Origin of the sequence: Gimesia algae (assembly GCF_007746795.1) — a bacterium.
Classification (GTDB): domain Bacteria; phylum Planctomycetota; class Planctomycetia; order Planctomycetales; family Planctomycetaceae; genus Gimesia; species Gimesia algae.
The window spans coordinates 4080874-4100248 of record NZ_CP036343.1 but is presented as its reverse complement, the minus strand read 5'-3'; the positions used below and the strand labels follow the sequence as shown (position 1 = coordinate 4100248).

General features: G+C 50.3%; 19 protein-coding genes and 1 pseudogene. 13 read left to right on the top strand and 7 right to left on the bottom strand.

What is annotated here, in order from left to right; translation table 11 throughout:
• Positions 1-65: 65 nt before the first annotated feature.
• Complete coding sequence (locus Pan161_RS15150; protein WP_145228410.1) at positions 66-1004, bottom strand: DUF1559 domain-containing protein; 939 nt, start codon at positions 1002-1004, stop codon at positions 66-68.
• 558 nt (positions 1005-1562) lie between these two features.
• Entirely contained in the window at positions 1563-2699 is a 1137-nt protein-coding gene (locus Pan161_RS15145; RefSeq protein ID WP_197995310.1) for a mercuric transporter MerT family protein, read from the bottom strand.
• Positions 2700-2906: 207 nt separating this feature from the next.
• Between Pan161_RS15145 and Pan161_RS31385 the strand changes: the two genes are divergently transcribed.
• From Pan161_RS31385 to Pan161_RS15120, 5 genes and pseudogenes are all read left to right on the top strand, one after another.
• Positions 2907-3314, top strand: a complete 408-nt coding sequence (locus Pan161_RS31385; RefSeq protein WP_390620701.1) for a heavy metal-responsive transcriptional regulator — start codon at positions 2907-2909, stop codon at positions 3312-3314.
• Between the two features lie 958 nt (positions 3315-4272).
• Complete coding sequence (locus Pan161_RS15135) at positions 4273-6087, top strand: SulP family inorganic anion transporter (RefSeq protein WP_145228404.1); 1815 nt, start codon at positions 4273-4275, stop codon at positions 6085-6087.
• Positions 6088-6129: 42 nt separating this feature from the next.
• Positions 6130-6558, top strand: a pseudogene (locus Pan161_RS15130) (DUF1501 domain-containing protein).
• Positions 6559-6847: 289 nt separating this feature from the next.
• Positions 6848-7195 (top strand): transposase, encoded by a 348-nt coding sequence (locus Pan161_RS15125; protein ID WP_145228402.1) that lies wholly within the window; start codon positions 6848-6850, stop codon positions 7193-7195.
• Entirely contained in the window at positions 7195-7596 is a 402-nt protein-coding gene (locus Pan161_RS15120) for a transposase (protein ID WP_145228400.1), read from the top strand. Before Pan161_RS15125 ends, Pan161_RS15120 begins: the two co-directional genes overlap by 1 nt.
• A 293-nt stretch (positions 7597-7889) precedes the next feature.
• Here Pan161_RS15120 and Pan161_RS15115 read toward each other — a convergent pair whose 3' ends face one another.
• The gene (locus Pan161_RS15115; RefSeq protein WP_145228398.1) at positions 7890-9104 is read right to left on the bottom strand and encodes a toprim domain-containing protein; all 1215 of its coding nucleotides are present in this window, start codon (positions 9102-9104) and stop codon (positions 7890-7892) included.
• A gap of 55 nt (positions 9105-9159) precedes the next feature.
• Between Pan161_RS15115 and Pan161_RS15110 the strand changes: the two genes are divergently transcribed.
• From Pan161_RS15110 to Pan161_RS15085, 6 genes are all read left to right on the top strand, one after another.
• Positions 9160-10044: a replication-relaxation family protein gene (locus Pan161_RS15110; protein WP_145228396.1), complete on the top strand. Its 885-nt coding sequence runs from the start codon at positions 9160-9162 to the stop codon at positions 10042-10044.
• 292 nt (positions 10045-10336) lie between these two features.
• The gene (locus Pan161_RS15105; protein ID WP_145228394.1) at positions 10337-12694 is read left to right on the top strand and encodes a type IV secretory system conjugative DNA transfer family protein; all 2358 of its coding nucleotides are present in this window, start codon (positions 10337-10339) and stop codon (positions 12692-12694) included.
• Positions 12695-12717: 23 nt separating this feature from the next.
• Positions 12718-13002 carry a hypothetical protein gene (locus Pan161_RS15100; RefSeq protein WP_145228392.1) on the top strand — a complete coding sequence of 95 codons (285 nt, stop codon included), beginning with the start codon at positions 12718-12720 and terminating at the stop codon, positions 13000-13002.
• Positions 12999-13316: a type II toxin-antitoxin system RelE/ParE family toxin gene (locus Pan161_RS15095; protein WP_145228390.1), complete on the top strand. Its 318-nt coding sequence runs from the start codon at positions 12999-13001 to the stop codon at positions 13314-13316. The genes Pan161_RS15100 and Pan161_RS15095 overlap by 4 nt, the downstream gene beginning before the upstream one ends.
• Before the next feature lie 60 nt (positions 13317-13376).
• Entirely contained in the window at positions 13377-14318 is a 942-nt protein-coding gene (locus tag Pan161_RS15090; RefSeq protein WP_145228388.1) for an N-6 DNA methylase, read from the top strand.
• Between the two features lie 105 nt (positions 14319-14423).
• Positions 14424-15005: a hypothetical protein gene (locus tag Pan161_RS15085; RefSeq protein ID WP_145228386.1), complete on the top strand. Its 582-nt coding sequence runs from the start codon at positions 14424-14426 to the stop codon at positions 15003-15005.
• On the opposite strand, the gene Pan161_RS15080 is transcribed toward Pan161_RS15085, so the two are convergent.
• Positions 14994-15263 (bottom strand): helix-turn-helix domain-containing protein, encoded by a 270-nt coding sequence (locus Pan161_RS15080; RefSeq protein ID WP_145228384.1) that lies wholly within the window; start codon positions 15261-15263, stop codon positions 14994-14996. The two genes, Pan161_RS15085 and Pan161_RS15080, sit on opposite strands and share 12 nt — an antisense overlap.
• A gap of 576 nt (positions 15264-15839) precedes the next feature.
• Here Pan161_RS15080 and Pan161_RS15075 point away from each other — a divergent pair.
• On the top strand, positions 15840-16187 hold the full coding sequence (locus Pan161_RS15075) for a hypothetical protein (protein WP_145228382.1): 348 nt from the start codon (positions 15840-15842) through the stop codon (positions 16185-16187).
• Between the two features lie 267 nt (positions 16188-16454).
• Positions 16455-17591 (top strand): hypothetical protein, encoded by a 1137-nt coding sequence (locus tag Pan161_RS15070; protein ID WP_145228380.1) that lies wholly within the window; start codon positions 16455-16457, stop codon positions 17589-17591.
• Here the strand turns inward: Pan161_RS15070 and Pan161_RS15065 are convergent.
• The 3 genes from Pan161_RS15065 to Pan161_RS15055 all read right to left on the bottom strand — a co-directional run bounded on the left by Pan161_RS15065 (position 17583) and on the right by Pan161_RS15055 (position 19350).
• Positions 17583-18335: a hypothetical protein gene (locus Pan161_RS15065; protein ID WP_145228378.1), complete on the bottom strand. Its 753-nt coding sequence runs from the start codon at positions 18333-18335 to the stop codon at positions 17583-17585. The genes Pan161_RS15070 and Pan161_RS15065 overlap by 9 nt on opposite strands.
• Entirely contained in the window at positions 18328-18879 is a 552-nt protein-coding gene (locus tag Pan161_RS15060; RefSeq protein WP_145228376.1) for an HD domain-containing protein, read from the bottom strand. Before Pan161_RS15060 ends, Pan161_RS15065 begins: the two co-directional genes overlap by 8 nt.
• Positions 18880-18957: 78 nt before the next feature.
• Positions 18958-19350, bottom strand: coding sequence for a response regulator (locus Pan161_RS15055; RefSeq protein WP_145228374.1), 393 nt, complete (start codon positions 19348-19350; stop codon positions 18958-18960).
• Positions 19351-19375 lie beyond the last annotated feature (25 nt).

Below are 19375 nucleotides of genomic sequence, written 5' to 3'. Positions count from 1 at the left end.
ATTGTCGTAACTGAATTCAAAAAAAGAAAAATACACTTATTTGGTAACATGAAATAGCTTCACTATCAAAACTTTGTTGTCCTACGGGCCAGTTGTTGGTATTTCGTAGAGTTAATATTTTCCGAGAGCATCTGAACACGGCCATCGGCCCACAGAAAATTTGCACCACCTGGATGGCGACTGGAAAATTCACACTCATCACAGAAATTGCAGTTAGGCGTAGTCATTGCCATTCCAACGAGTCGGCAGGCTGCATCTTCGCCAGAAGAGTCTATGCCCAGCCACGTTGATGGTACTTTTGCCATCGTTCGTTCTCCCACAATGATGGTGTTGCTTAAACCGCGCTGTAGGTAGGCAAAGCGGACGGGTTTGGATTCAAGGAATGCCCCGTCTCCAAGCGGGGCAGGAATCTCATCGTCCGGCTCGATCGTTCCGAATACTCCAACATAGTTCGCAGTCGGAAGTTCGAACAGAGTCGACATTGTCCCAGCTAATTCATTCTCTTTAAAAAGCATAAACGTCGGATCAATGATGTCTGAAGGACAGAGGAAGTCTGGAATCGAAGTGCGTCGAGCAGAGTCATTGAAAGGATGTTCGATGATTTGATTGCGGTCAATTTGACTATAGAGTGCTCGTTGTTCCAGATATGGTAGCAGCGTCACGGACCAACTATAAGCAGATTGCCTCGATGCCTCCCATTGCCAGCCAGGTGGCAGGCAATTATTGGTGTCGTGATAAGAATGGAGCGCGAGACCAATTTGCTTGAGCTGATTTTTGCACTGTAATTGCCGTGCAACTTCTCGGGCAGAGCCGACAGCAGGCAGGATCAGGCCCATAAGAGTGCCGATGATCCCAAAGGTGACGAGTAATTCAAGAATCGTAAAGCCACGACGTGACTGCCGAGATCGAGACAGATTATTGAGAGGTTTAAATCCATGAAGACTAAAACATTTCAACTGCTGGCGTTGCGAACATTCGCTGATGCCGGTCAGCCCATTATGCATGAGTAGAAATCCTTTTCATCTCTTTCCATTTCATTAAGAAGTCACATTAATACTAATCTTTTAGTATCTTGTCAAGTGAAAAATCTGGACACTTCGATGGGGAATACTGATTCACTCATTAAGCTTCTGAAATTCTGAGCTCATTAGGATGACAATTCAGCTTCTGTCTCTCAACACAAAGAGTATGACAACAAATCAACCATCCGCGAGCCATGAAGCGTGTAATAAAAAATCGAGATGTTTTGCCTATCAGCTTCAAGCTGTATTTCGTTTGTTTTATGGTTGATTTGATCGGACACTCCAGGAGCCGTTCTGACCAAAGTTTTTTGGTTTGCTATGAATCCGCGAATACGCATGGCTTCCACGCACACATATTGAGTCCGCAAAATGGGTCGATTCTTCGGATTCTCAGTTACCTCACCACAGCCTCACGGGGCTCGGGATCGATGGTCAAGGACTGGGCACCAGCAAGCTCGGACAGTATAGACTGCACTGACCGCTCATGTCACGGCTAAAACACTAAGTGTAAGTAGATACCTAAGTACCGTCGGCTTGCTCTTAATGCTCAGTCTGTCCACGAACGAAGGCTCCACTGAATCCTGCCTTCTCCAAAGCAGCCCTAATCTCCTTTATCGGTACGGGCTGATCAAGTTTTGTGCCGACAACGGTCTCACCTTTTTCGTAGTCAACTTTTACGGCTAGAACACCCGGCACGGTATGAATTGCCTCGGCAACAAGGGCCGAACAGCCTTCACAGGCCATCCCTTCAACTTTGATAACTGCTCGGTTCATGTTCTCAGTAACGGCCTTGCCATCACTGCCACCGATGATCGCTCCGACGTAGCTTGGAAAAAACAGGAAGGCGACCGCCATGATAGTGACCAGCCATAGCATGGCTTTGTTGAGCGTCATCATGCTGAATCGGCTTTTTGACGCAGACACACAACAGTCGTTCTCGACGGCTGCTTCGGTGGAGCAACAATCGTGCCTGCCAGCGACAACAGCGTTCTTTGGCCGATATGTGAAGTAAAACGCTGCTCCCAGAAAGCCAAATGTGACCACCATGAACGTCGGGCGATAAGCTTCCATTGTCGAAGCGATCCCGGCACCAGAAACACCGACAGTCAACAAAACCAAGGGCAACCAACAACAACTCGACGCCATAATGGCAGAGACGATGGTTCCGATCTTGGCAATCTTCTCACCCTTGCCAGTGGATGACTTGGCAGGAGTTGACATCTGAATGTCAGAATCGGCCAACCTTAGCTCTTCTTGTGCAACCTTAATCCCTTTCTTCACGTTACCGAGACAGCAGGAGCCGGATGGATTCTCGTTCTCGCATCGGCATCCGGGGTCTTTCATCTTGGCTCGGATGTCTTCAAGGGCACTAGATTGTCCTTTCGACCGAAGCTCGCCCTTAATGCTGTCGACGGAATGGCCGAAACAGTAGCACAGCGGTCTTTCGCCTTCCGTTTCCTTGATACCTACCAGAACTTTGAGTTGCGATCCTGTGAACATCGTGTTGCCTTCTTCGGAGAAGTACACGACATCACAGGCCTTAGACTCACAGAACCGCCATCCAGTATCTCCAGCGAGTGGATTGCAGCCATCAATGTCACAACGATCATTGCCGTCCTTTACAAACTGACTGGCACATTCCTCAACAAGTAATGCTCCAAGAGTGATGGTGCTCACGCGTTTTGCTTTCTGTTCACAGGATGGGCACGTAAGTCTCTTCTTTGCCGTCGTATCCGTGGTCATGGAAGATATACCTTTTTCAATTCGTTGAGATGGTTTCTTGTCGGATGCTCATTCTTTGATTATTATAGAGGTTGCACCTGAGTACAATGTCAAGCCGATTTCATAGAAATCGGTAATTTCGCATTCGACCAAGTTTTGGGAATGACAATGGACGGCCAATACACAATCAGCCAATTGGCAAAAGTTGCTGAGATTCCGACGACAACATTACGGTATTACGAACGCATAGGGCTTGTCGAACCCGAGGATCGCAGCCACGGGAACTACCGGCTATACAGTAACGAATCATTGAAAAAACTGAGATTTATCCGTGCTGCTCAGGCAACGGGCTTCACGCTAGACGACGTGAGAGCTCTGTTGTCGGACGATTCTGGTAACACACCAACGTGTGGGAGCGTCCAAGGATTAATTGAAGAGCGACTTGCAGATATTAAAACACGGCTAAAAGACCTTCAACACGTGCAAAAAGTTTTGAATTCCGCTCTGAGGAAGTGCCAGAAACAGAAGAAAAATGACTGCTGCCAAGTTGTCCAAGGTTTTTCGGACTGAGTCCGTCAGATAAGATAGCAGGAGTAATGTTCAGCTCAGTGCAATTCGGATTCTTCCTAGAAATCGTTCGTTTTTGTTTGATGTATCGTATTTGATGAGTTTCGCAAACAGAACTTGATGAATCGCTTGTGTTGTTTGCTTTGGCTTCGTTTCATTCCCAATCGGACTCCATCACATCTTACTGAAATAACGTGTTAGCGAAATGGGAGGTTTTAGGGCATGTCATAGCGGTTTCTTCGCATCTAATTTCAGACCAAGCAAAACAAAATTATGAATTGGGGATGAACTAGTTTCTTGTGCTGCGATGCCTGTTAGAAGGAACCAGACGCACATTCGCAAGCAAGAGTCAAACGCAAGCTGCTGAAGTCGATTGATACTCTGCTGCCTAAAACGATTGTCAGTTGACGTAAAACAGAGAATCGCGTAAAATCCCGAACATGGTTGGTACAGTCGCAATAATTCGTCGATGTCACTGGCTGCTCGCCTTTCTGGTGGTCGGTTTGGTTGTCGCATCGCAGTTAATCGGCACAGTGAACACGTTCCTGGTGCAAGCGAAGTCCAGCGAGTTCGAGAGCGACGGTGAGGAGGTTGAACTTGACGAGTTGCCGAAGCTGTTTGCTCGGCTTTGTTGTGGGCCGAAGGTACAATCTCCGGAACACCAGGAAGGTATTGCTCACGAGTCGGCGGCCAGCATGAGCTTGGTTCTTGTCTCCATTCATCTCGAACGTGGACCTCCTCTCTGCTGATACCCGTGCTGCGATGTCCCGTACTGGCAAGCTCTAACTGAGTTCTGCTAGGTAGTGAAGTTCGCGCACCCCTTTTCAAACGGCTTGACGTTCCGCCGTTTTCTCCACGGGTGTTGGTCATCCACAGCAATTGCTCTCCGTGAGTGTTTGCGAATTGTGTGATCCAGTTCCTGATCTCAACTTCAATATCAACACCATCAGCAGGAAATTCGATGTCCGATCAAACAATTAGTACGACAACCGATGGGTTTAACCCAGCAACGATCACGGAGTCTGGCAACAGTGCATCAACCAATTCCCTGACCGGCAAACCTAAAAACGGCCTGCCTGGTCTGAAGCACTGGATCTACGATCTTCGATCGGGGATCATGGTAGCGATGATTTCGCTACCATTTTCAATGGGAATCGCGATTACGTCGGGTGCTCCGCCCGTGTGCGGAGTGATTTCTTCGATCATCGCTGGCTTTATCCTGCCGATTGCTGGTGGTTCGTATGTCACGATCAGTGGCCCAGCAGCTGGATTGGCTCCGGCACTCTTCAGTGGAATTATCGCGTTGGCTACCGCTGAGGTAGGTAAAGATGTTGCAGCCGGGAAATCAACAGCCGAGTTACTTGAGATCGGCTATCCACTCGTGCTCGTTGCGATCGCAATCGCCGGCGTGCTTCAGACGATTCTGGCGAGATTCAAAGTTGCCCGGTTATCGGCAATCTTTCCGGCAGCCGCTATTGAAGGTATGCTGGCAGCCATTGGTATGCTGATCATCGTAAAACAGCTGCCGCTATTGCTGGGCACTACGTTCGAGGCACACGAGTTCTGGGAGATCCTGGCTGAAGCACCACGCAGGTTCTCGGAGGCCAATGGAGCGGTGCTGGCCACGGGGCTCAGTTGCACGGCCGCACTGTTCATCCTGAACGCATTGCCGTTCAAACTCTTTAAGGTCGTGCCTCCTCCGGTTTGGGTTTTTATCGGTGGGGCGATCACGGCACAGTTGACCTTTGGCATCGATCCGATGTACTGCATACAGATCCCCGAGAATCCGCTGCAGAACGGTATGCAGATGCCAGACTTCGGTCGGATCATCTTTGCCCCGAGCACCTGGACTGCACTGGGCTACCTTGTCTTGGTCCTGATTCTAATCGATGCCACCGAGTCTCTCGCTACAATCATGGCGGTCGACAAGCTAGATCCTTACAAACGCCGTTCCGATCCAGACCAGACACTGCAGTCGATGGGAATCTGTAACACAGCATCGAGCATTGTGGGCGGACTGACGATCATTCCAGGTATCGTAAAAAGCACTGCGAACATCATCGGCGGTGGCCGTACACTGTGGGCTAACTTTTTCAACGCAGTCACGTTAATCGTCTTCATGAGCCTTGGCCGTGGGCTGATCAATCAAGTTCCACTGGCTGTCCTGGCGGCGATCTTGATCTTTATTGGCTGGAAGCTCTGCGGCCCAAAAGTTTGGAAGCACATCTCCAATATCGGGCCCGAGCAGCTCGGTGTGTTTCTGCTGACTATCGTCGTCACGGTTTCAACAGATTTGTTGATCGGAATTGCGGTTGGTGTGTTTGTGAAGCTGCTGATCAACATGTCGTTAATCCGCCTGGCAAACCGCATCAGCGGAATCAATGGCAAGCGCGGTTTCTTTTCGCATTTTCTGGGCCTCTTTCGAAATCCGGTCGGGAACCGCGAATTCCAGAACGGCGTGTGCGAACTCACGTTTGATCGGCCGTTGCACTGCTTCAATCTGCTTCACGTCATTCGTGAGATGCAGTCCGTTCACGACAACACAAAGACGCTACGGCTGCATTTTGCTCCGCTATCGAACGTCATAGACCACACGTCGGTCGAAACGATCCTCCACTACGTCCAGGAGTACAAGCTCAAAGGGGTAGAGGTGGAACTCGTCGGTTGGGACCGTTTTGTCCCATTGTCGGAACATGACGACGCCGTCCGCTTCGGCCCAGCGGAAAAGTTGTCCGAGCGACAATCTCAACAAGCTGATGAATCCGGGGGAGTGTGAATTCACTAATCACTGAGGGGAGGTTTTCCGAATGTCTATCGAATGTCTGAATTGTCATTTGATCGACAAAGGCAAAAGCACAACACGTCAGAAGCAGCAGGCAGTCAAGCGCCTGCTGCTCTGATACAAGGCCTCAAACAACGTGGCTTGCTGGAAGAGACGCTCGTTGTCTGGTGTACTGAATTTGGTCGCATGCCTTTTCTGCTGGACAACTGAGCTGGGCGAGATCACAATCCTGATGCCTTCACATGCTTTATGGTCGGAGCGGGAGTCAAGAAAGGTTTCAGTTATGGCCAGAGTGACGAATTCGGATTTAAAACGGCTATTAATCCCACATCTGTTTATGATTTCAACGCAACGATCTTGCACCTGCTTGGACTCGACCATGAAAAATTAACCTATTACCACAACGGTCTTGAACGTCGTCTTATGTTTGTGCATGGAGAAGTGATCAAGGATGCTCTTGCATGAAACCATCCTTGACACCGTCATGGTGTTTAGGTTCCCTGATTTTAGAACAATTCGATGTATTCAGAGATACTGTGACGACATAGGAATAATTTATTCGGCTGAATTTTAACTAGAAGCAGTCTCAAAAGGTCAAAAAAGGTGAACTGTTTGGCGTGACGTTTGCATGTAATGTTCCCCGGAAAGGAGAACCTCTCATGTATCTGACACTGGTTTGGTGGCCGAAACGACATCGGTCTTCCACAAACTCGGTGTCCAGGACGGATCGCCCGGTCGTTTTAACCGATAAACAATGGAATTTGCTGGCAGACCTGTTTCCCTGGAAGCCTCCTGCGGAAAAAGGGGGCGTCCCAAGGTCCATCCTCGTGACTGCCTCGAAGGAATCTTATGGGTACTGGTCACGGGAGCCCGATGGAAGGATTTACCCAAAGCATATCCCTCTAAAGCAACCTGCCATCGCCGTTTCCAACAATGGACAATCGAAGGGCGGCTCATAGCTGCCTGGCAAATCATCTTAGAACGAATGGATGATGCCGGCCAAATTGATTTCTCTGAAACCTTTGCTGATGGCACATTTGCTTCGGCAAAAAAAGGGGTAGAAGAGTTGGCCCGACTCGTCGTGGCAAAGGAACTAAAGTGATGATTCAGGTGGATCGTCATGGAACCCCTATGGCGATCGACACAGCTTCGGCCAGTCGCAATGAAGTGATTTTGATCGAGCCATTGCTTGAAAAAACGACAATGCAAAATCGACAAACCGAGCGTCTGGTCTATGACAAGGCGGCCGATTCGGACGGATTGCGTGATCGTCTTTGTGAGCAGGGAATCGATTTGATTTGTCCGCATCGCAAAGGCCGTGTGAGGCCTGTAAAACAGGATGGCCGCAAACTCAGGCGGTACAAACGGCGCTGGATCGTCGAGCGAACCATCGCCTGGCTGCACAACTACCGCCGGATTGTCACACGCTGGGAATACCATGATTATCTCTACGAAAGCTTTGTTATACTCGGATGTCTATTTACACTATTAAAACGGTTTTGAGATGACCTCTAGAAATATTGAAGTATGTTACTATAGGTCTTTAATCAAGAGTTTTGGTTCATCTTGAAAGCGTAAGTATATTATTCAGACAGTGCGACCCTGTAAGGTCAAAATATTCAGCCAACCCATATTTACAGAACTATCCGGCACATGAACAATTTCTAACATCCCGTAAAACGTTCATTTTAGCAAATTTCCCAACGTAAAATCTTTTCGCAGCATAAATTGCTTACACCTTGTCTAGAATTGCCATCAGCGAAAACAAAATACGCGATTGCCGTACGAGCGGTTGTTTACGATACATGCATCAGGGCCGGAAGAATCGTCGTATCCCAATCTTCGGATGTCACGGATTCCGGTTGTCGAATATGAAATTGACCATCGGCAGGATCGTTTGACCATGCAAAACGCACCTGACAGCGCTTTGCCAATTCCAGCACAGTTTGTTTCGCACCGTTTTCGCCCTCCTGGTCAAGATCAAACATCACCGAGATATGACCGCCGGGAATTTCGTTTGCCAGCGTTGCTAACTTGTCAGCTTGGGTTTCGGTAATGGTGTTGCTGCAGACTGCCAAAGCGGGAATGCCGAGGGTGTGCAAATTGATCACATCATTGGGCCCTTCGACCAGAATGATGCCAGTTTGCTGGAGTTGTTCCGGAGTCGCGAGCTCATGAAACTGCGGTTCTCCATAGAGTTCTAATCCCCGATGAAAACCTTTCACAAATTTGAATTTATGGGGTTCTTTAGAACTGTCACCGGAGCGTTGCCATTTTTTGTGCTGGTCTTCGTAGTTGAGATTGCGACCAAACCACGTCAGAATTTCTCCGTCGGCATCAGGATATCCATAGACGAAGTGACCGCGCAAGAGACTCCCCGCATCATGGGGCAGATAACCACAGCGAAATTTTTGCATAATCTCGGGCGTCATGTAGGGACGTTGTCGTTTATAAGCGGCGGCTTGGGGAGACATCTCTGCCACGTCGGTCATAAATCGTTCATCAAGGCGAACCAGTTCTCTCGCTCGTTCATTTTCTGAGTCTTTGAGTGGAAAATTTTCGAGAGGGGATTCATCGGATACTGATTCCGGTAAATGGTTTGTTGATAACTTTTCCTCTCCAGGTTCCTGTGAATGTCCTGCAACAATGGCTTGCAGGTCCGTTGCGATTTCTTTGAACTCTGCACCCTTCAGCTTATCGCCGGTTGGCTGTCTATCGTGCTTCATCAGAAACATCAGGTTCAGCAAATTACCGCGAACTGTGCAGCCATACTGAAAACAGCGAAACACGGCTCCGTCCTGTTTCGTTTTGATGGAGATGGCTCGGTCACCGGTTTCCTGTTGTTTGCCACAGGCGAATATACAGGCTATGCGGGTTTCGTTTTGGGTTTTGTGCAGTTCCGGTAACGAGATGCTGTAGAAACTGGCGATGCGTTCCACAACATCACCGGCAGAAATCAGTTCCCGTTGCAGGGCATCAACATCGATGTAACCACGTTTTTGTTGGGTCATGCAAGTGAGAGTATGAGCAATTAAATGGGAGACATGTTACGTTGATCACCAACGTATGGCAACACGATCCCTCACAAAAACACGTTGGCAAAAAACGTCCCGCGATGAGGAAATCCTGATGGCTTTGACGCGGTGTCCGTTGATGGCGGAAGAAATTCTCAAATTAAGCCAGACTTGGTCACAACCCTTTACCAGTTTGCGGCGAGTACAGGAGCGGATGCAAGATTTAAGCGCCGCAAGCCAATTGCAGGCGTGGCGGTATGCCACGACAGGCCAGGGGGGTGCCCGGCTCTACTACAAACTAACGCTGACCGGTTATCGCACGGTGATGCAGGACGACCAGATCGAACCGCCTACCAAACGCTTCTTTCGCGAAATCAGTCCCGGCCGACATCGGCATCAGCGGGCCTTGTCACAATTCATCGTGCAGACCTATCTTGCCGCCCATTTTCGTGGAATCAAGGTTACTGATTTTCATCCTGAAAACACGTTCCGCATCGATTGCGGAGAACGGCCACTTTGGCCTGATGCCCGGTTTACGCTGACGTTGCCGAATGGAAGCCAGCTCTCTTATTGTGTGGAATTGGATAACAGCACCGAATCAGTGCTCTCTTACAAAAGCGCTGACAGCATCCTGAGTAAAATGCAACGCTATCTGCTTGATCTCGTTGTGACACCTCAACCATATCGTGTGCTGTTCCCCATCACTGGTTCAGCAGATCGATTACAACATATTGTCGATCTTGCCAGGCAATTGACGGACGGACGATCATTCTCACCATTTTATGTGGTGTTGCTGGATGACTATCTCGCAGACCTCGATGCGTTCTTCCGTCCCTGTTTTCACTCACCACAGAACAAAAACATTCCGCTGTTGCGATCACAGGCGCGGCAGTTTCAGATTCACTCTGCTGTACTGGCCACGCCGGTTGCCCTGTGATAGGGTACGACTCCTGTTGGCAGGCTCGTTGCTCCGATGGTGCAGAGGGTCGTTTTTCAAAATCATCCTCGCCACTCCTGTGGGACATGTCCTCCTGGACTGGTCAGTCATTCCCGAGCAGATTGCAAGCCACAACGGGACAAGACCCGCCGATGAAACAGGCAACTTCAGACGCGGGTTCTTGGTCACGAAGCGACTTTATTCTGAACAATCCAAGAACCCATTGCTGTCGAAGAGTCGGGTTTGCTTGACACTGACAATTCCGTTCTGCTGCTGTAGGCTGTTGCCCCACATGTTAATTTCCATCAATGACACTCCCACCAACGAACGAGGACCGCGACACATGCGGTCGATTCTGGCAGCCGTGCATCACGCGTCTTCGAAAAAACTACCGATTTCGTTCCTCATCGGGCGCCATGAGCAACAAGTCGGCTTGTATTGTCGATTTCCCGGTCTGTTGCATGGTTTGGTTCAAGGGCAGTTTCACGCCAAGTATCCCGATTGTACGATCACACTGCTGGAAGAGGATGCACTCGATTGTCCCGTAGGTTTTGAAACTTGGACGATGACCTTGCATCTGCGGCCTGATCTGTTTCCGATTTTGCGATATCAGCAATTTGAAGATGTGATTCATGATGAGGTCGATGATCCGATGGGGGGCGTGCTGCAGGCGGTGGCTCCGGACCATGGCGATCTTCAGGCGCTGTTCGAATTGACGGTGATTCCCGCCAGTCCCCGCCGTTGCCAGCAGGCACAAGCGGCGGTGGAACGCTTGGCGCGTCCTTTCTTTCGGAAACACCGGAGTCTGGCCCGCAGATATGCGATGGCCGCCAGCAGCCCGAAGCGTTGGCAACGGGTGTTAGCTGCGTGCTTAGTGCGTTTCTTCGTTGGGAAGAGTGAAGAACGATTCGGCTTGGACGAAGAACTCAACAAAACGGCTTCCCGCATGCACGACAACGAAAAAGATTTACAAGCAGCGTCAGTCAAACTGGGACAACATTTGTTTGAAGTGCGGTTGCGTTTAACGGTACATGCACCCGCTGACCAAAAGCAGACTGCCGTGCGTAAATTGCACGAGATGGCTGCGGTATTGCACAAATTTACCGAACCACGACTAGGGCTGTTTCAATCTTCTTCTATCTCCCGGTACGAGAGACACTCACATCGTCGTGGTTTTTTACTCTCTGATGAAGAACTGGCAACGATGTGGCATCTGCCGACCAGTTCGGTACGGGATGTTTCATTACAGTCAACCCATTCTCGGCGGTTGGAACCGCCGGTGGAGTTACCCCTCAAGAAAAGGGAATCAGGAGTCTCGGAATTGGGGCGGGTCGCATTTCAGGAGCGAGAGGAACGCTTCGGAATGCGGACCGAAGACCGGTTTCGGCATTTGTTCATAGTGGGCAAAACCGGAAATGGCAAATCGACGGTGCTGCAGAATGCAATTTTGTCTGACATGCGGGCAGGGGAGGGTTTGGCTGTCGTTGATCCGCACGGTGATCTGGCCGAGGCTGTGCTGGCGTCCGTGCCGAGTCAGCGTACCAATGACGTGATCCTGATTGATCCCAGTGATATTGGCTATCCCGTCGGCTTCAATCCACTGGATGTGGATCCTGCCATGGTTGATGTGGCCTGCGATGGTGTGGTCAGCACGTTTCGCAAGGTATTCGGAACCGGTACGCACACGCCCCGGTTGGAAGACATTCTGTGGAACACCGTCTTGGCACTGATGCTGGCAGGGGATTCAACGATTCTTGATATGCTGCGGATGTTTGAATTCGATGATAGTTTTCGCAGACAGATTCTGGCCCGTATTGACGATCCTGTAGTCCGCAACTGGTGGATGACCACTTTCCCGAAACTACGATCTCTCAAAGGGGAAGATCCGTTTGCTTCGGTTGAGAACAAATTGCGGCAATTACTCACGAACTCCGTGATCCGTAACATGGTCTCACAGCCGCAGAGCAGAATTAATTTCCAAGCAGCAATGGACAGTGGCAAAATCATCATTCTCAATCTCTCCAAGGGAAAACTGGGCGAACGAACGTCTTCGTTTCTTGGTTCCCTGTTCGTGACGCAACTGCAGCTGGCAACCATGACACGAGCCACCATCCCGGAGCAGGAACGCAGGCCGTTTTATCTTTACGTCGATGAATTTCAGAATGTGGCGACTTCCAGCTTTTCCGCGTTCCTGTCCGAAGCCCGTAAATACAAAATCGGTCTGTGTCTGGCAACCCAGTTCCTCGATCAAGTCGATCCAGAGACTCTGCAAGCAGTCTTCGGAAACGTCGGTAGCCTGCTGGTCTTTGCCGTAGGCCCGAATGATGCCACTCTCCTCGCAGAACAACTGACGGGCCATATAACGGCAGCCGATTTAATCGCACTCCCCAAATATCGTGCCTGTGTCCGCCTCATGATTGACGGCATGTCCCGCCCTGCCTTCACGATGGAAACTATCAAGCTCAAAGAAATCGCCGATTCAAATCGGGCCACGATTGTACGTGCGCAATCACGGCGTCAATACGCGCAACCCCTCGAAGCCGTGCAGACACGGATTCAAAAGGCATTTTCCTCGGCCTGGATGATGATGCCTGATTGCTTTGATCCCTCTTCTTTTTGGGTGGGACACCATGGTCTGGCATTTTGCTGATCCCGAATTGTCAGGCTTTCTTAGTGACAACTGCGCCCCTCATCGTCTATAATAGCGTTATGTTAAAACCACGACTCACCGAAGAACAGCGGAACGCCCTAGACCAACAGCACGGACTGGTGGAAGTGGATGAAGAAGGGCGAAAGTACATCCTCATGTCGATTGAAATCTATCGCGACATGCTGGGAGTGGGCACGGATGAGGAACTGGCGGCTTCCCTTAACGCATTAAACAAAGGTCTGGCTGACGTGGATGCGGGCCGCACCCGTCCCTTCCGTGATGTTCTGGCCGAACTCGACGACGCATGACATTTCGGGTAGAACTCTCTCAGCGGGCTGAAGCGGATATTAAAAGTGCCTTTGCTTATATCCGTAAACAGGGACCGGCAGATCCTCGGGATTGGAAAGCCGGTCTGGAGCAAAAATTGGCTGGTCTCGAAACCTTTCCGGAAGCCTGCGGTCTGGCCCCCGAAAACGAATTTGTGAAAGTAGAAATCCGTCAGGCCCTGTACGGCCCATTTCGGATTGTGTTTACGATTCGGGAACAAATCGTGTATGTACTCACGGTTCGCCATGCAGCACGTCTTGCTCTGCCGCGTGATGAATTAGACAAAATCAATTAACTTTCACATCGCTGTGAAATCTCTTGCCTCATATTTGATTCTGAGGCAGGCTACGCGGCCATGGCCAAAGAGCAATTCTTTTATTCCCACACCCGGCAGCTATTCAATACCTTGGAAAGTATTTCCCAGAGATCGAGTGTCAGCCGCGGTAAAGCTTTCGAAGACGTCCTCCAAGCGTGTGTGGCCGCCCTGGCCGCAGAAACGATGGAACCTGCTTATTTTGAGGCGATCAAAGCGCACACAGAGGGCTCTCAAGGAAAGCGGGGCGTGGATCTGTTTCCGAAGTTTCTTGCGCAGCTGATTGAGGGTATGTCGGAGCAGGATCAAGATTTACTGGGAGACTTATTTGAAGCCAGCATTTCGTATGGGGAAAAGGGGCAATTTTTGACTCCGGAATCGGTTTCAGAACTTCTTGCTAATTTGACCATTGATGCTGAAGAAAAAACGGATGATGGACATGCTCTTATGATTAACGATCCTTGCTGTGGTACCGGACGGATGCTCTTGAAAGCGGGGGAGATCAATCCACAGGCAGAATTATGCGGCCAAGACATTGATGCGCGCTGCGTCCGGATTACGGCTTTGAATCTCGGTTTGCGAGGCAAGTATGGTTATGTGGTTTGTGGCAACTCACTGACGCTGGAATCGAAATTTGCCTACCGGATTGGCAGCTTCTATCACGAATCTCCCCATGGCAGACGTCGCGGAGTAATCCGAGATATCCCGCTGAAACAGGCGCCGGTGCCTTTTATCACTGATGCGGCCCGAAAAGCAACACAGAGTTTGTTTGCTCAGCAAGAAGCAGATTCACGCGAACCAGATCAAGAACAGAAAATACCCCACAATATCATGGAAGTTCCCCAGTGGTTATTCCGTCTGGAGCAGCGAATGGAAAACGGAGATGCTGATAATGGCACACATCAACCAGCGAAAGAAAAACCTCCAAGTACTAAATCAGCATCTGAAAATGATCACCCTAAGACTCAGAAAAAATTGTTTTAGTACATCTGTGACGAATCAAGATTACATTATGTAAAATGTGAAAGTACGGAAAACAATCGGTTCCCATTTCGCTTTAATGAAAATCCTTGCTAAACTTCTCATGAAATGCAGACTGTTTCCATCAACAACTTTGGATTTTTAATTGCTTATCTTGTTCCCGGATTTACAACGCTCTGGGGAATCAGCTTTTTTTCCACTACGGTTCAGACTTGGATCGGAATACTTCCCAGCGAATCGCCGACGGTCGGAGGTTTCTTATATATCACAATTGGTTCGGTCGCAGTGGGGCTCACAGTCAGCACGATTCGTTGGATAGTCATCGATACCATTCACCATTGGACAGGTATTTCTGATCCAGGCTGGAATTTTTCAAAGCTGCAGAAGAATATCAATGCCTTTGATCGACTGATCGAAATTCATTACCACTATTACCAATTTTATGCCAATTCGATTATTGCCATGATTATAGTTTATAGTGCCCGGAGGATTTCACTTGGTTTGTGGTCCGCTCCCATGGGATGGATCGAAGCCTTACTTGGAATATTTTTGTTGATATTTTTTGCGGGTTCGCGTGATACACTTCGAAAATACTATAACCGAACAACTCAGTTGTTAGAGATGGAAGTAGAAGAAGATCAGACCAATTATAGCTCTGATCTCGATTCTACAGATGAATCAACGTCTTGATTTCTTATTACCACTCTGCTTCAATCTTGTTTCCAATGCTTTGACGAAATCAGGCAGAGTGGTTCCCAATGCGTGGCACACCGTTCGTAATTGAATCACATCCATGCGACGCTCACCGCGTTCACACTTACTCACGAATGACTGGCTTTGCCCAAGTCGTTCAGCCAAATCAACTTGTGAAACTTTCAACCTCTTTCGAGTTTCTTTCAGCAAGCGGAGCATGATTGAATATTCTTGGGTAAAAATCGACTTTTCCATATCGCCTCTTGAAAAAAAGAAAGGCGAATCGTATAGTCCGTATTGGAATAGTCCAAAATGGACTATATTGTGAACTCTATATTCGAGCAGGAGAAAGTTATGACAAACGGTGGATCAAAGAGTCCCGAAGAGGAAAAACAGGAAAAGTCCACACTATCAACAGCAAGCAAAGGGGATACTTCTTCTCAAAAGCAAAGCTCAGAAGAAAACTAAAGGAAGCAGGCGCAGGGCGGTAAACAGAATTTCGTTTGCCGTCCTTGTTTCAAGCATGCAGATTGAATTCAGAGGACAGTAGCTGAATATTGATTCCTAACGAGGCATAACATGAATGGAACGAAATGCCTTGGCAAGAGGAACACACGGGCTCTCACTTTTGATCATCCATTTTAGAGTAACCAATTGATCTTCTTCTGTTGAGCAGCCTTTCAAGACGTGAGAGTTACGTGCTCGCCTTTTTTACATTGTACGCCCAACGCAAGGAGCTTCCCCTACGGGTGCTCCTCCTTGACTGTTGGGCAGTAAAAAGAACATGCTGGCGAGCAACGTCGGCGATTTGTTTTCTTTCCTTCTTTCATCATGGCAAACGCCACAAACACATCATCGGCACACAGCCCTTCCCCCTGGCGAATCCAATATGGGGACGATGGCTATGACACCCTTCTCCTGGTTGCAGCAAATGGCAAGATCATTGCCACCCTTCACAACACATCAACAGACAGTTTGGATGAACTGGAGACAGAAGAAGAAGTCTTTGCTCTTCAAGAGGAGGAGCGATTCAACGATAATCTGCTATTAGCTGCTCCTGAGCTTCTCGAGGGTTGTGATCAAGCGGTCAAAGATCTTTGTTTCTTACAGCAGTGTTCTGGGATATCACGGCAGGATACCATTGACCGGTTGGAAGCCATTATCGCCAAAACGATGTGAGAATAAGCCCCTCACGGGGCTTTTTTTCTGCTCTCAAAGGGACATGGAAACCGCAACACAGCCATAACACATAACAGCACACGATTACCAACCGTGTGCTTGCCGCTGTCCCGACCACGCTCAAACGGCTCCGTATATACCGCTCAAACAGTTGACACACTCACGAAACGGTAGTTAAATGCAGCCTCTTTTCAGGTTCTCAGCGACTTTCTGGAATACCGAAAGGAGTCGCCGTATCATTCGAATGCGTCGATCCCCATTTGAGGCATGCAGACCCCCAATCATCACAATTCCGGCACCGAAGAGCCCGCAGAAAATCTGCCGGAACACGGTCCTGCACAAAAAACAGAGCATCCCGCCATCATGCACGACCATCTAGTGGAAGCGGCAGAACAAATCTTCGCCGGTCAGACCGCTTTGCCGTACGAACAGTATCTAACGAAACTCTGCCGTTCGTACGCCCCCCTCCATCTCGCAGACTACGCCGAAGACCACAACTATTCCGATGCCGTGCTGCTGACGGACCTCATCAAACGCATCCGCGAGCAGCTGGAGCAAAACGAGATCCTGGGCGAGAGTGTGCAGGGGGCACACCGGCAACTGCTCGTCATCGGAGCAGGGGATGGTCGGTTGCTGGAAGTCTACGTGCAGCTGGCACGCAAGATCGGCATTGAGCGGATCGTGATGAACGATCTGATGGACGCGCATGTGGACGCCATTGAGGAGAAGGCGAAAAGTCTCTATGGCACAGACGGCTGGCAAGAGACGGACGGAGTGAAACTGCAGTTGCTGCGCGGTGATTTCCGCACGGCCGATATCGCCCACCAGCGGTATGCGATTGCGATTGCGTTCTGGTTTGTGGCCAATGAGTTTCTCGATCCAACCAGCTCGACAGCAATGCACCAGCATCGTCGGGCGATCTATCGCAAAATACATGCGGCCCTTGTGGACGGCGGGGCCTACGTGGAGGATGGCATCGACGTGAATCATCCCGGATTCTACGAAACGGCCCGCAGACGGAGTGAGGAGATTCTCGGAGAGCGGGGCATTCTGTACGGCAATCATCAAAATCTGATGCTTACCTCGTGGAAGCACGAGCAGGAGCCGGAATACTTTCCGTATCAGATTCGCTTCACGGGCCATAACGGCCACGACAACCGCGAGAAGGAAGATAACGGATTCCAGGAACGGTATGCGGTGACCAGCTCTCTGCCAGTCAGCGCCAAAGTCGATCTGGAAACCGCCAGCACGCAGCTGCAACGCTCCAACACCCTGGGGGAAGCCCTGGAGAGTATGCAGGCGACGCAGGCGGCATCGGTGACCTTTCCGGAGAAACAGGGGGAGAAACCACAGAACATCCGCTACCGGAAAACGACGTGGTGGGAACGGCAGGACTCAGCGTGAGTCGCGTTCCGCAATCCGTTTCTCGTGTTCCCACAATTTCCAGAACACGCACTTGAGCGTTTCCGCCTCTCCCTGGTCTCGGCGGATCGTGCCGCGTGCGGGGTTGAGCGTATACGTCATGACCAGACTGCCGACGACGTTCACGTTCGCTTCAAGGGCCAGGCCATCGACGAGTTGGACGTGGGTGAGATTCCCTTCGTAGTGTGCCTTGTACGCCTGGTCCTGTTCTTCATTGGGAGACAACACAAATGCGGGCACCTTGGCGGCAATCCGCTTCTCAATGTAGGCCTGCATGAACTCGTCTCCGACGCTCTCTGCATCCAGGCCGCTCTCAAAGGCCAGAATGCTTTCGTCGTTGGCGATTGCTTCGTCGAGCACCTCCAGATAGACCCGCTGGATTCCCTCGTATCCCTCATACTGCATCATCCCCACACCGTCATGCACGTTGTCCTTCCGCCGGAAACCGGCGATGTATCCGAATGCCCGCCGCTGACGGTCCGTGAGTCGGTCCAGCTGCGTGTAGGGAACCGTCCGGTAGGTGAGCAGTCCCTTAGTGATGAAGTTGCGTTTGCGGAGTGTGGCCAGGGCCTGATCGCAGACGTAGGTGGGCACGCCGAGTACGTCGTTGACCTGTTGTTTTTTCAGGCTGCCAAGCACGACGAGGGCAACATACGCTTCCACACAGACGGGGGAGACACCCAGCAGCTCAGCCAGTTGCGCGACAGAGTAGCGCTCCCTATGCATGAGCGGTTGTGGTACGTTTGCAGGCCACTTCCTCTTCTAGATATTGCACGAGCACCTGCATCGGCCCCCGGTATGCTGCCAGTCTCTCGTCATTGAGCCACCGCCGAAACAGCGGCAACAGAAACTGCTCGGTTTCACTGAGATACAGCAGCTGCTTGGGGCGTGAAAACCCGCGAATCGTGCTGACGTTATGCAGACGATCGGCGATTTTGATGACGGCCGCCTTGGGGCATTGCTCAAGACCACTTTCCAGTTGCGCAGCGGCATGCTTGGCTTTGCAATACCGCGTCAGCCACAATCCCGACTTGGTGAGGGTTTCCACAATGGTGGCAATGGATGTGCCGCATTGAAACTCCAGAAACTCCCGCGTGAGGGCACTGTCCTCCAGAACATCGTGGTACAACGCCGCATCCAGAATCTCTTCATCCTCGATACCCGCTGCGGAGAGCAGGTCGCGTACGGCGTACAGATGACTCGTGAACTTGTTGCCCGTCTGCCGCCGTTGGCCTCGATGCAGCAGTTCCAGAAAGGGGATTGTTTCCATCAGACAACGACTCTACAACGCATTCACGCAAAAGACAAAAGATTGTCCAGCATGGGAGAGAGTATCGTCTGCAGAGCATCATGCCTGTGGGGCTTCCTCCAACTCTGCTTTGATGTGTGCGACGACGCTTGCCGGGGACTCGGTCATTTTGCTGTAGGCTTTGTGCGCACCGAGTTCCAGCGCCCGTTCCGTCCGCGACTGAGGAACCGTTGTGAGGATAGACACGGGGGTCGTGGCATTCAGCGTTTCGCCCCTCGTCTCAAGCACTTCAAAACCATCGACGACGGGCATCACGATATCCAGCAAAATGGCGTCATACTGTTTCTCCCGCATGAGGTTTAACGCTTCTTTGCCGTCGAAGCAGGCATCGGTCTCAAACCCCTGCTTTTCCAATTTCTTTTGCAGGGAGTGGTTGGTGTTGATGTCATCCTCGACAACGAGGACTCGTTTTGTGGTAGTGGCTTTTAGCATGGTGAGAGGGGAAGGGGAATAGAAG